General features: G+C 63.3%; 14 protein-coding genes and 1 pseudogene. 1 reads left to right on the top strand and 14 read right to left on the bottom strand.

From position 1 onward, the window contains the following. Window positions 1–7 precede the first annotated feature (7 nt). The 12 genes from iscX to F4827_RS06210 form a co-directional block, all read right to left on the bottom strand. Window positions 8–205 (bottom strand): Fe-S cluster assembly protein IscX, encoded by a 198-nt coding sequence (gene iscX, locus F4827_RS06265; protein WP_167056143.1) that lies wholly within the window; start codon window positions 203–205, stop codon window positions 8–10. A gap of 26 nt (window positions 206–231) precedes the next feature. Continuing rightward, window positions 232–573 carry an ISC system 2Fe-2S type ferredoxin gene (fdx, locus tag F4827_RS06260; protein WP_027814937.1) on the bottom strand — a complete coding sequence of 114 codons (342 nt, stop codon included), beginning with the start codon at window positions 571–573 and terminating at the stop codon, window positions 232–234. Window positions 574–741: 168 nt separating this feature from the next. Further along, window positions 742–2,613, bottom strand: coding sequence for a Fe-S protein assembly chaperone HscA (gene hscA / locus F4827_RS06255; RefSeq protein ID WP_183722905.1), 1,872 nt, complete (start codon window positions 2,611–2,613; stop codon window positions 742–744). Between the two features lie 76 nt (window positions 2,614–2,689). After that, window positions 2,690–3,235, bottom strand: a complete 546-nt coding sequence (gene hscB / locus F4827_RS06250; RefSeq protein ID WP_183722903.1) for a Fe-S protein assembly co-chaperone HscB — start codon at window positions 3,233–3,235, stop codon at window positions 2,690–2,692. A 77-nt stretch (window positions 3,236–3,312) separates the two neighbouring features. Next, window positions 3,313–3,636 carry an iron-sulfur cluster assembly protein IscA gene (gene iscA / locus F4827_RS06245; protein ID WP_311672849.1) on the bottom strand — a complete coding sequence of 108 codons (324 nt, stop codon included), beginning with the start codon at window positions 3,634–3,636 and terminating at the stop codon, window positions 3,313–3,315. Window positions 3,637–3,815: 179 nt separating this feature from the next. Next, on the bottom strand, window positions 3,816–4,217 hold the full coding sequence (iscU, locus tag F4827_RS06240) for a Fe-S cluster assembly scaffold IscU (protein WP_183722901.1): 402 nt from the start codon (window positions 4,215–4,217) through the stop codon (window positions 3,816–3,818). 97 nt (window positions 4,218–4,314) lie between these two features. After that, window positions 4,315–5,538 (bottom strand): IscS subfamily cysteine desulfurase, encoded by a 1,224-nt coding sequence (locus F4827_RS06235; protein ID WP_183722899.1) that lies wholly within the window; start codon window positions 5,536–5,538, stop codon window positions 4,315–4,317. Between the two features lie 97 nt (window positions 5,539–5,635). After that, complete coding sequence (gene iscR / locus F4827_RS06230) at window positions 5,636–6,169, bottom strand: Fe-S cluster assembly transcriptional regulator IscR (RefSeq protein WP_183722897.1); 534 nt, start codon at window positions 6,167–6,169, stop codon at window positions 5,636–5,638. A 180-nt stretch (window positions 6,170–6,349) separates the two neighbouring features. Next, window positions 6,350–6,832, bottom strand: coding sequence for a low molecular weight protein-tyrosine-phosphatase (locus F4827_RS06225; RefSeq protein ID WP_183722895.1), 483 nt, complete (start codon window positions 6,830–6,832; stop codon window positions 6,350–6,352). Window positions 6,833–6,955: 123 nt separating this feature from the next. Further along, window positions 6,956–7,192, bottom strand: coding sequence for a hypothetical protein (locus tag F4827_RS06220; protein WP_183722893.1), 237 nt, complete (start codon window positions 7,190–7,192; stop codon window positions 6,956–6,958). Window positions 7,193–7,362: 170 nt separating this feature from the next. Beyond that, window positions 7,363–8,802 (bottom strand): lactate utilization protein B, encoded by a 1,440-nt coding sequence (locus F4827_RS06215; RefSeq protein WP_183722891.1) that lies wholly within the window; start codon window positions 8,800–8,802, stop codon window positions 7,363–7,365. 78 nt (window positions 8,803–8,880) lie between these two features. After that, window positions 8,881–9,603: a (Fe-S)-binding protein gene (locus F4827_RS06210; RefSeq protein WP_183722889.1), complete on the bottom strand. Its 723-nt coding sequence runs from the start codon at window positions 9,601–9,603 to the stop codon at window positions 8,881–8,883. A gap of 202 nt (window positions 9,604–9,805) precedes the next feature. Between F4827_RS06210 and F4827_RS06205 the strand changes: the two genes are divergently transcribed. Beyond that, entirely contained in the window at window positions 9,806–10,606 is an 801-nt protein-coding gene (locus F4827_RS06205; protein WP_027814948.1) for an IclR family transcriptional regulator, read from the top strand. Window positions 10,607–10,693: 87 nt separating this feature from the next. Here the strand turns inward: F4827_RS06205 and F4827_RS06200 are convergent. Continuing rightward, window positions 10,694–10,900: pseudogene (locus tag F4827_RS06200) on the bottom strand (helix-turn-helix transcriptional regulator); the annotation flags it as partial. A 282-nt stretch (window positions 10,901–11,182) separates the two neighbouring features. Continuing rightward, entirely contained in the window at window positions 11,183–12,367 is a 1,185-nt protein-coding gene (gene pbpG / locus F4827_RS06195) for a D-alanyl-D-alanine endopeptidase (protein WP_183722887.1), read from the bottom strand. Window positions 12,368–12,558: the final 191 nt, after the last annotated feature.

Here is a 12,558-nt window from a genome sequence, read left to right as displayed (position 1 = left end):
ACGTGAATCAATACGCCGCGTCGTCAATCCATGCCGCCTGGATCGCTTCGAGAATCTTCTCGTTCGAACGCTCGGGATCGTCGTCGAAACCTTCGAGTTCGGTGATCCAGCGATGCAGATCGGTGAAGCGCACATACTGCGGGTCGACATCCGGATGGGTATCCGTCAACGCCACCGCGATGTCCTGCGTATCGGTCCATTTCATGTCTGCGCGCTCCTCTTTGGGATGGATCAGTGGTTTTCCTTCGCGTGATTGATCGAGTAACGCGGAATCTCGACCACGAGGTCATCCTCGGCCGGCACGAGCGCCTGGCACGACAGTCGCGAAGTGGGCTCCAGACCCCATGCCTTGTCGAGCAGGTCGTCTTCGAGTTCTTCCGACGGTTCGAGCGCGTTGAAGCCTTCGCGCACGATCACGTGACAGGTCGTGCAGGCACACGACTTTTCGCAGGCGTGTTCGATTGCGATGCCATGTTCCAGCAGCGCGTCGCACACGCTCTCACCCGGCTTGGCGTCGATCACCGCACCTTCAGGGCACAGTTCGACATGGGGCAGCACCACGATTTGAGGCATTCTGATTTCCGTAATCCAAAACTTGTCATATCGGGCACGCCCCGTCAGCCGACGGCGGCACACCCATTTTACTAACGTCGCGCCCTTCGCTGCATCGGGAAAGCACGCAGAGCGCGGGTTCAGACCGATGCGCCTTGAGGCGCGCGGGCCGCCCGTCTAGCCACGCTTTCAACCGATCTCGTCGAGCTTCTTGCCCGCCAGCGCGCGCTTGATGCCCTTGTTCATGCGGCGGGCCGCGAACTCATCGGTGCCTTCGGCCAACGCCTTGGTGGCCGCTTCGATGCCGTCGGTGTCCTCGCTCTGCGCGATCTGCGCCAGGGCCGCCACCAGCTTGTCGAGTTCCACGCGCTCGTCGTCGTCGAGCAGTTCGCCGTCGGCGGCCAGCGCCGATTGCGTCGCTTCGATCACGCGCTGCGCTTCGACCTGCGCTTCGACCTGCGCACGTGCACGCATGTCGATATCTGCGGTCTTGAAGCTGTCTTCGAGCATCTTCGCGATGTCGTCATCGGCGAGACCGTAGGACGGCTTCACCACCACCGACGCCTCGACGCCCGACAGCTGTTCGCGCGCAAACACCGACAGCAGGCCGTCCGCGTCCACCTGGTACGTCACGCGGATGCGCGCCGCGCCCGCCGCCATCGGCGGAATGCCGCGCAGCTCGAAACGCGCCAGCGACCGGCAGTCGGAGACGAGCTCGCGCTCGCCCTGCACCACGTGGATCGCCATGGCCGTCTGGCCGTCCTTGAAAGTCGTGAAGTCCTGCGCGCGCGCGACCGGAATGGTCGAATTGCGCGGAATGATCTTCTCGACCAGACCGCCCATCGTTTCCACGCCCAGCGACAGCGGGATCACGTCGAGCAGCAGCCAGTCGTCGTCGCCGCCACGATTGCCCGCGAGCAAATCCGCCTGAATCGCCGCGCCGAGCGCCACGACCTGATCCGGGTCGAGATTGATCAGCGGCGGCTGGCCGAAGAACTGCTCGACCGCACGGCGGATCACCGGCATGCGCGTCGCGCCGCCCACCAGCACCACGCCCTTGACGTCCTGCGCGCCGACCTTGGCGTCGCGCAGGGCCTTCTTCGTGGGCGCGAGCGTGCGCTGCACCAGCGCCTGCGTGAGCGCTTCGAAGCGCGCCTCGTCGATCGTCACGGCAATCGCCGCGCCATTCGAAAGCGTGAGTTCGATACGCGCTTCGGGCGCCGAAGACAGCGCTTCCTTGGCGTCGCGCGCGCGGTCGAGCAACAGTCGCACGTCCTCGGGCGCGAGCGCCGCGCGCTCGATACCCGCCTGCTCCAGCACATAGGCGAACACTGCCTGGTCGAAATCGTCGCCGCCGAGCGCCGAGTCGCCGCCGGCTGCCAGCACCTCGAACACGCCCTTGGTGAGCTTGAGGATCGACAGGTCGAAGGTGCCGCCACCGAGATCGTAGACCGCGTAGAGTCCTTCCGAACCGTTGTCGAGGCCATAGGCAATCGCCGCTGCGGTCGGCTCGTTGAGCAGGCGCAGCACGTTCAGGCCGGCCAGACGCGCGGCGTCCTTGGTTGCCTGGCGCTGCGCTTCGTCGAAATACGCGGGCACGGTGATGACGGCGCCGACCAGATCGTCGCCGAGCGAATCTTCGGCGCGCTGACGCAGCGTCGCGAGGATTTCCGCCGAGACTTCGACCGGGCTCTTCACACCGTCCACGGTCTGAATCTGCACCATGCCCGGCGCGTCGATGAAGTCGTAGGGGGCATTGGCCGCGCCTTCGACATCAGCCTTGCCCCGGCCCATGAAGCGCTTGACCGAGACAATGGTGTTGCGCGGATCGGTAGCGGCTTCGGCCTTGGCGGCACGGCCGATGCGACGGCCGCCGTTCGCCAGATAGCGCACGACGGAGGGCAGCAGCACGTGGCCGTCCTCGTCGGGCAGCACGTCGGGCACGCCGCTGCGCACCGCGGCGACCAGCGAGTTCGTCGTGCCGAGGTCGATGCCGACAGCCAGCCGCCGCTGATGCGGCGCCGGCGCCATGCCGGGTTCGGAAATTTGCAGTAGTGCCATCTGAGTGTTCTGTTAGCGGCCGCAGGCGTCGCGCGAAGCGCGCCATCCGTGGCCCTTGTATCCGGGGTTCTACGCTTTAGCCTTCCAGCCGCTCGATCTGTGTTTCGACTTCGGCCGCCACGCGCTCGATGAACATCAACTGGCGCACGGCTTCGGCCGCCGGCTGGTTCGAGCCGCTGTCGAGCAGCGCGCCAAGCTTCGTCAAACGCACGCGTTCATCCTCGCGCAGGTCGCGGGCGAGCGCATCGAGCGCATCGACGTTCTTCGCGCCCACCGCGTCCTCGATCTCCTCGCGCCACTCCATCTGCTGCATCAGGAAGGCGGGTTCCATCGCCGTGTTGTTCTCGGCGCCGACGTCGATGCCGCGCAGATGCAACATGTACTTCGCGCGCTTGAGCGGGTCGCGCAGCGTCTGATACGCCTCGTTGGCGCGCGTGGCCCATTGCATCGCGACGCGCTTTTGCGCTTCGCCCGCCGCCGCGAAGCGATCGGGGTGCACCTGCGCCTGCACGGTGCGATAGGCGTGATCGAGCGCGTCGGCATCGAGCGCGAACTGCTCGTTCAGGCCGAACAGCACGAAATGGCTGTCGTTCAGCGAGGAAAGCGAAGAGAGCGAGGCCATCGGATCGAACGTAGTGTGTGGGGCTTTGAAAAATCAAAAAGGCGGCACAGGCCGCCTTTTCACCGCAATGCGCGGACTTACACGCGGAAGGACTCGCCGCAACCGCACTCGTCCTTCACGTTCGGGTTGTTGAACTTGAAGCCCTCGTTGAGGCCTTCGCGCACGAAGTCGAGCTGCGTGCCGTCGATATACGACAAGCTCTTGGGATCGACGATGACCTTCACGCCATGGCTTTCGAACACGTTGTCCTCCGCCGCCAGTTCATCGACGTATTCCAGCTTGTACGCCAGACCCGAACAGCCCGTGGTGCGCACGCCCAGGCGCAGGCCGACGCCCTTGCCGCGACGGGTCAGATACTTCTGCACGTGCTGTGCCGCTTTTTCAGTCAACGAAATTGCCATAACGTTCTCGCCTCGTTTCATGCCGTGCGCTTCCAGCTTGCGCCCGCAGACTTGCGCCTGCATCGTCTCGACATGGCGCAGGCTGCCTGCATCCAGATCGTTCATCCGCAACGGCGCACCCCATGGCGCACCGTTGTCCCGCCCGCGCGGACCGTGCCGCGCGCTCGCCTGCCGACGTTTCAGGCGTCGACCTTCGCGTCTGCCGTGTGGCGTTGCTTGTAGTCGGCGACCGCTGCCTTGATCGCGTCTTCCGCGAGGATCGAGCAGTGGATCTTCACCGGCGGCAGCGCCAGTTCTTCGGCGATCTGCGTGTTCTTGATCGAGAGCGCCTGATCGAGCGTCTTGCCCTTGACCCATTCCGTGACGAGCGAGCTCGACGCGATGGCCGAGCCGCAGCCATAGGTCTTGAACTTCGCGTCTTCGATCACGCCGTCCGCGCCCACGCGGATCTGCAGCTTCATCACGTCGCCGCACGCCGGCGCGCCGACCATGCCCGTGCCGACTGCGTCGTCGTCTTTCGCGAACGAGCCGACGTTACGCGGGTTTTCGTAGTGGTCCAGAACCTTGTCGCTATATGCCATGATCAAACTCCTTCAATTCGTTGGCAGCGCTGCATTTCAATGTGCGCTGCGGCCGGGTCGAGATTCGCTCTTAACGGCGCGTTGCTTAGCGGGCCGCTTAGTGGGCTGCCCACTGGATCGTCGAAAGATCGATGCCATCCTGATGCATCTCCCACAGCGGCGACAGTTCGCGCAGCTTGGCGATCTTCGTCTTCAGCAGGTTGATGACGTAGTCCACATCCTGTTCGGTGGTGAAACGGCCCACCGTGAAGCGGATCGAGCTGTGCGCCAGTTCGTCGTTGCGGCCGAGCGCGCGCAGCACGTACGACGGTTCCAGCGAAGCCGAAGTACAGGCCGAACCCGACGACACCGCCACGTCCTTGACCGCCATGATCAGCGACTCGCCTTCGACGAAGTTGAAGCTGATGTTCAGGTTGTGCGGGACACGCTTTTCCATGTCGCCGTTCACGTAGGTTTCTTCGATTTCCGAGAGACCCTTGAGCAGGCGGTCGCGCAGCATGCGCACCCGCTCGTTTTCCGTGGCCATCTCTTCGCGCGCGATACGGAACGCCTCGCCCATGCCGACGATCTGGTGCGTCGCCAGCGTGCCCGAGCGCATGCCGCGCTCATGACCGCCGCCGTGCATCTGCGCTTCGATACGGATACGCGGCTTGCGGCGCACGTACAGCGCGCCGATGCCCTTCGGGCCGTAGGTCTTGTGCGCCGAGAACGACATCAGGTCGACCTTGAGCTTTTGCAGGTCGATGGGCGCCTTGCCCGTCGATTGCGCAGCGTCGACGTGGAAAACGATGCCCTTTTCGCGGCAGATCTCGCCGATCGTTTCGATATCCTGGATCACGCCGATCTCGTTGTTCACGTGCATCACGGAAACGAGGATCGTGTCGGGGCGAATCGCGCCCTTGAACGCTTCGAGGTCGATCAGACCGTCGTCCTTGACCGACAGATACGTGACTTCGTAGCCTTCGCGCTCAAGCTCGCGGCAGGTGTCGAGCACGGCCTTGTGCTCGGTCTTCACCGTGATGATGTGCTTGCCCTTGCTCTTGTAGAAGTGCGCAGCACCCTTGATCGCCAGGTTGTCCGATTCGGTTGCGCCGGAGGTCCAGATGATTTCGCGCGGGTCGGCGTTGACGAGCGCAGCGACCTGCTCGCGCGCTTCCTCGACCGCACGTTCCGCGTCCCAGCCGTAGGCGTGGCTGCGCGACGCCGGATTGCCGAACTGCTCGCGCAGGTACGGAATCATCTTGTCCACCACACGCGGATCGACCGGCGTCGTCGCGCTGTAGTCCATGTAGATGGGCAGGTGGGGAATATCGTTGTTCATCTATCGCTCCGGGGAATCTGGGTGCTGCGCGTGTACTGTGCTGTGTATTGCGTTCGTGCGGCGTTCGTGCGGTGGCGGGGTGCGGCGCGCTATGCGCTCATGAACTCGCCATGTTGAAGATCGAGTTCGGCCCGAGCGGCACCGCCCTCACCGGCTCCACCGCGGGCGACTCGGTGCGGCGGTCGCGCAGGACGGCGGGCGCTGCGCCTTCGCGGGCGCGCTGCTTGTCCACCAGATCCTTGAGCGACACCGAATCGAGGTACTCGACCATCTTCTGGTTCAGCGTCGACCAGAGTTCGTGCGTCATGCAGTGGCCGTCGTGCTGCTTGGTGCCTTCGCAGGCGCCCTTGCCGCCACACTGGGTGGCGTCGAGCGGCTCATCCACGGCAATGATGATGTCCGCAACCGTGACTTCCTCCGCGCGGCGCGCGAGGTTGTAGCCGCCGCCCGGCCCGCGGACCGATTCGACGATTTCATGACGGCGCAGCTTGCCGAACAGCTGTTCGAGGTACGACAGCGAAATGTGCTGGCGCTGGCTGATACCCGCAAGCGTCACCGGGCCCTGCTCCTGGCGCAGAGCCAGGTCGATCATCGCCGTGACGGCGAAACGGCCTTTAGTGGTGAGTCTCATGATGTAGGGGAACCGCAATTCTCGACAATTTTCGTCAAGTATAAATACATGACTAGTTTAGTCAAGTATCCGCGCCGCGATGGGGGTTATTACGCGCCTGACGAAAAGGGAAAACGACGCAAGAGAATCATCATGGTGCGCCGTCACGTTCACTTCAGACTTCACTTTGCTTCGCCCGCCTCAATCCACAAGCTGCGGGCGCAAGGCCGCCAGCAAACCGCTGCAGGCAGCTTCGCACTGATCCAGTACGGCTTCGAAACCCGCCTCGCCGCCGAAATAAGGGTCGGTAACCACGCGTTGCTGGGCATTCGGCGCGAATTCCATCAGCAGGCGGATCTTGTCGCGCGCAGACGCCGGCGCGACCTGCTGCAGTGCCGTGACGTTGGCGTCGTCCATTGCGACGATCAGATCGAACGCGTCGAAATCCCGAGCGGCGATCTGGCGCGCGCGCAGCACCGCGAGATCGTAACCACGCTTGCCGCCTGCGCGCTGGGAGCGCTCATCGGGCGCCTCGCCGACGTGCCAGTTGCCTGTGCCCGCCGAATCGACCGTCACGCGGTCCGTCAGCCCGGCGGCGTCGACAAGCTGCCGCATCACGGCCTCGGCCGTCGGCGAGCGGCAGATGTTGCCAAGACACACGAAACAGACGGAAACCTTTGTCATCACCAAAAACCTGGGATTGGGGCGAGCCTTCAAACGACCGGGCCAGGCCAGCGCGCTGGCTAGTCCGCAATTATACAAAGCGCACGATTTGCGCGCTTGGCGTGACTCGACGCCCGGGCGCGATTAAATCGCGCTCGTCTGCGGCAGCGGCGTTGCACTGCGCAACGTCTTCACCGGGGCTTTCATGTCCACGCCATCGTCAACCAGACCATATGACACGGCGCGCGCCAATTCCGCGCTCACCTGATCGGCGGCGAGGGGAAACTGCTGCTCGGCGGTATTCCACGCATGCATCCATGCGATTGCGGCCAGGGGCACGATCAGTGCCAACGGCCAATACACCACTATTTTCTTTTTCATGATGCGACTCTCTATCGACTGTGGGGCGATGAGTTTGGAACGCACTATCGCCAGTCGAAATGATATAGACAATCGCAATCAGGAAAAACCCGGGAAAGTCGAACACACTGTTGTCACAGATTAAACAGTGGCTCCATTGGGCTTGACGCCGCCACCGCAGAGGCGGCGCTTCAGGACGGCTTGCGCTTTTCCACGTTGGCATCCAGATGGGTATGCCGGGCAGCGTAAAGCTCGCGGAAGGTCCGGCCAACGGGTGCGGGCATATCGCGCCCATCGGTCCAGCCGCGCGCGAAGGGCATCTTGCGGATCAGCCGCCCCGAGCCGCCCATGCGCTCCAGCACGCGCACGCCGAGTTTGGTGAGCAGCGCATACGCCGTGGGATGCAGCACGAGCCAGCCCCACGCAGCGAGCGCCGCGCGTTCACGCCAGGGGCGCAGGCGTCGCTCCGTCTGCTTTTCACGCAGCTTGCGCAGCAGGTCGGAAAGCGGAATTCCCACCGGGCACACGCTATTGCACTCGCCGCAGAGGGTGGCCGCCTGCGGCAGGTCGAGCGCCATGTCGATGCCGACGTAGCTGGGTGTGAGCACGGAGCCCATCGGCCCGGGATAGACCCAGCCATACGCGTGACCGCCCACCTTCTGATAGACCGGGCAGTGGTTCATGCACGCGCCGCACCGTATACAGCGCAGCATCTCCTGGAACTCGCCGCCAATCAGACCGGTGCGGCCGCCATCGACGAGCACGACATACATATGCTCGGGACCGTCCTGGTCGCCTGCGCCGCGCGCGCCCGTGAGCAACGAGAAATAGTTCGACGTCGCCTGGCCGGTGGCTGAACGCGGCAGCAAGCGCATGGCTGTAGCGAGGTCTTCGAGTGTCGGCAGGACTTTTTCGATGCCGGTGACGGCCACATGCACGCGCGGCATCACCGTGCACATGCCTTCGTTGCCCTCGTTCGTGACCAGCACGACCGAGCCGGTTTCCGCAACGAGGAAGTTACCGCCCGTCACCCCCATATCGGCCGACAAAAAATGGGGCCGCAATACTTCACGCGCCTCGCGCGTCATGTCGGGAATTTCGGTCAGGCGCGGCTTGTCATGGGTGCGCGCGAAGAGATCGGCGATCTCGTCCTTATCCTTGTGGACCACCGGCGCGATGATGTGGCTGGGCGGCTCGTGGTTGTTGATCTGCAGGATGTACTCGCCCAGATCCGTTTCGATGGACTGCACGCCCATCTCCGCGAGCACGCTGTTGAGCTGCATCTCCTCCGTCACCATCGACTTGGTCTTGATGACCTTGCGGACCTCGTGCCGGCGGGCGATGTCGGCCACCAGCTTCGCCGCGTCGCGCGCCGTTTCTGCGAACAGCACGGTGACGCCGCGCCGGGTCGCCTCGGCCTCGAACTGCTCGATCCACACGTCGAGATTCTCGATCGCGCGATTGCGGCGCTCCTTGAGCGCGGCGCGCGTGGCCTCGAAGTCGATCGCCGTGATCGCCTCGGCCCGCGCGCTAACGAACTTGGTCGAGAGCTTCTTGAGATTGTGCTGAAGGCGCTGATCGGCCAGCTTCTGGCCGGCGCGCGCCTTGAACTGCATCGAGGTGACTTGCATGGCGTGTGGGAGCCCGGGTTTTCGAGTTTTCGCGAGGTTTTCGCGAGTTTTGCGAGGTCTTTGTGTCGGTCGAAGTCTTTAAATGTCGCCAGCCAGCACCTGGGCGATGTGCAGCACGCGCGTGCTGTGGTCGCCGGTGCGGCGCAAGCGCCCTTCGATGTTCAGCATGCAGCCCAGATCGCCAAGCACCACCGTGCCCGCCCCGCTCGCCTGCACGTTCATGCATTTCTCGTCGGCGATGGCCGTCGAGATCGCGCCGTACTTGACTGCGAACGTGCCGCCAAAGCCGCAGCAGTGCTCGCAGTCCTTCATCTCCTGCACCTGCACGCCGCGCTGCGCCAGAAGCTCGCGAGGCTGGGCCTTGACGCCCAGCTCTCGCAGGCCCGAACAGGAATCGTGATACGTGACCGGCCCGCGAAATTCGCCTTCAGGCAACGTTACGCGCGCGACGTTGACGAGGAAATCCGTCAGTTCGTACACGCGCCCGCGCAGCTTGCCGTAGCGCGCCATGAGTTCGGGATCGTCCCGGAACAGATCGCCGAAATGCACCCGGATCATGCCGCCGCACGACCCCGACGGCACCACCACATAGTCGAACTGTTCGAATTCGCGCAGCGTCTTTTCCGCGAGATCACGCGCCAGTGCGCGCTCGCCGGAGTTGTAGGCCGGCTGACCACAGCAGGTTTGCGCGGGCGGCACGATCACTTCGTAGCCAGCATTTTCGAGCAGCTTGAGCGTGGAAAAGCCGATTTCCGGACGCATCGTATCGATGAGACAGGTGACGAACAGACCGACTCGCATGGGAAATCCTCCTGAAAACCGTCCCCGATTATCCGATGTTTCGCCTTCTCCACCAACGCCGGACTCCCCCCGGCGGGTTCTGCCGCAATGCAGCAGCCGCTTTCCGCCAGACGCTTACTTTTTTCACAATACGAGATACAATGAATTTCTGCTTTCCGCGCCCATCCCGCGTCACACGAATCAGTATCCGGAATACGCCCCCATGACCGACACCAATCCAGATCCGAAGACCTCGATTCAGGTGATCGAGCGCATGATGCGCCTTCTCGATGCGCTCGCCGCACATACCGATCCGGTCAGCCTGAAAGAACTCGCGCAGCGCACGGAACTTCACCCGTCCACCGCGCACCGCATTCTCAACGACATGGTGAGCTGCCGCCTGGTGGATCGCTCGGACCCCGGCACCTATCGCCTGGGCATGCGGCTGCTGGAACTAGGCAACCTCGTCAAAGCGCGCCTTTCGGTGCGCGACGCGGCGCTTTCGCCCATGCGTGAACTCCACCGGCTCACGGGTCAGACAGTGAATCTTTCTGTACGCCAGGGCGATGAGATCGTTTATATCGAGCGCGCGTATTCGGAACGCTCGGGCATGCAGGTGGTGCGCGCCATTGGCGGCCGCGCGCCGCTGCATCTGACCTCCGTTGGCAAGCTCTTCCTGGCCGCCGACGAAGCGACGCGCGTGCGTGCTTACGCCACGCGTACCGGCCTGTCCGGTCATACGCGCAATAGCATTACCGATTTGAGCCGCCTTGAGCGCGAACTCGCACACGTGCGCCAGGAGTCCTGCGCGCGCGATAACGAAGAACTCGAACTGGGCGTGCGCTGTATCGCGGCGGGTATCTATGACGATACCGGCAAGCTGGTGGCAGGCCTGTCACTCTCTGCTCCCGCAGACCGCCTGCAGGATTCGTGGCTGGGGCAACTGAGCAAGACCGCGCTCACGATTTCCGAATCGCTCGGCTATCACGCCGAACCGGCCGAAGGCCACGTGCAGCCTGCCTGAAGCGTTTCGCGCCAGCCTCGCGTCACTTCGCCATCAACCTCAGGAAAGAAGTTCGGCCAACTGACGCTTGATGCGCGCATCGACCTCGCGCGCACTCAGCCACCTCAGAATATCGCCGAGATGCCAGAGCGACGGGCTACCCTCGTGCACCGGCTGCGGGAAGCCGGCACAATGAGCAAGCATCAGCTTGCGCATGTTTTGCCGCGACATGCCGGTCAGATCCGCTAAATCGGTCAAGCCGACGAAATCCGGAGCGGCTTCGACGAGGCGCGCGGACGGCAGTGCGTTACGCACCGGCAATCAGCCTGATTCGCTGGACAGGACATTCGTCCCCACGCATGACCGCTACCCTTTGCCTGGGCGTACTAACCAAGCTTTTGATTCGGCGTAGATCAGCGCGGCCTCGATCGCTTTGCTTGAATGCGAAAGCAACTGAAAACTCTGCCGATACGATCAGGCTTCAAACAGCCAGCCGAACGGCGGGACAGAGCGACATGCCGGCCCCGGAAAAACAAACGCCCCGCAGGCGCGGGGCGTTCGAAAACCAGATAAGTACAGCTCGCGTGGCCTGGCGGATCAGGTGCCCGCGCCGCCCGCGTCCGCGCTCGTAATGTGCGGTTGCTGGTCTGCGCCGCCGTTGTCGAGCCACGTGCGCACACGGGTCGCATCCGCGAAGCGCGAGTATTTGCCGCTCGAATCGAGCAGAACCATGATGACCGGACGGCCATGGATGGTCGACTGCATGACGAGGCATTCGCCTGCTTCGTTGATGAAACCGGTCTTCTGCAGGCCGATGTCCCACGACGAATTGCGCACCAGCGCATTCGTGCTGTTGTAGGCGAGCGTGCGCTTGCCGGTGTAGACGTCGTAGCTGTGATCGGTCGAGAACTGACGGATCATCGGGTACTGGTACGCCGCGTTCACCATCTTCACGAGATCGCGCGCGGTCGACACGTTATGACTCGTCAGCCCCGTCGAATTCTCGAAGTGCGTATCCGTCATGCCCAGCTGTTTGGCCTTCGCGTTCATCGCCGCGATGAAGGCCGGCCGCCCGCCCGGGTAGTAGCGCGAGAGCGCGGCGGCGGCACGGTTTTCCGATGCCATCAGCGCGATGTGCAGCATGTCTTCACGCGAAAGCACCGAGCCGACCGACAGGCGCGAGCCCGTGTTCTTCTCGTAGTCGCGATCTTCGTCGGTGACTTCGATCTGCTCGGTGAGCGGCGCCTTCGAGTCGAGCACGACCATCGCGGTCATGAGCTTCGAGATCGAGGCGATCGGCACCACGGCGCGCGAGTTTTTATCGAAGAGCGGTTCGAGCGAGTTCTGGTCGACCACGTAGGCCACGCCCGAGCGCAGCATCAGCGAATCCGGCGTCTCGTGCAGGCCGAAGGCCTGACCGACGGTCGGCTGACGCGGCTCGAACGCGACACGGCGCACGGCCGTGTGGTGGCGGCCATTCATCGTGTAGCTGACGCGGCGCTTTTTCGCCGTCGGACGCGCATCGTCGTCCTTTGCAGCAACGGTACGGGTTGCGCCCGCCTTCTTCGCGACCTTCGCGGATGCCGCGTCGGCCTTGGCAATCTTCTTGGTGGCCTTATTGGCCTTCGCCGTTTTAGCGGCGGCACTGTTCTGCGACGCAGCAAAAGCGCCCTCGGGCGCTAGCAGCGTCGCACTGATGGCCACGGAAACAGCCACCGACAGCGCGGTGCTGACAACCGATGAGGGCACCAGTTTGAACGACAGGATCTTGTCGGATTTCATTGGTGTTCTGGATGAAGCGGCGGGATCGTTCGCCAAGTGTAGTAAAACCACGAAAAATTCGCAAATTGAAGCACTTATGGCTACTCGTTAAACCGAAATCTGGTTTCTGATTGAGCAGACCAATGTACTTCACCCATTCGATGGAGTCAGACAATCGATCAGACGGCCCTACCCTGCCGCGCCTTGTGCAA

The sequence above is a fragment of the Paraburkholderia bannensis genome (assembly GCF_014200455.1).
GTDB lineage: Bacteria > Pseudomonadota > Gammaproteobacteria > Burkholderiales > Burkholderiaceae > Paraburkholderia > Paraburkholderia bannensis_A.
This window is presented reverse-complemented; position numbering and strand designations above follow the sequence as displayed.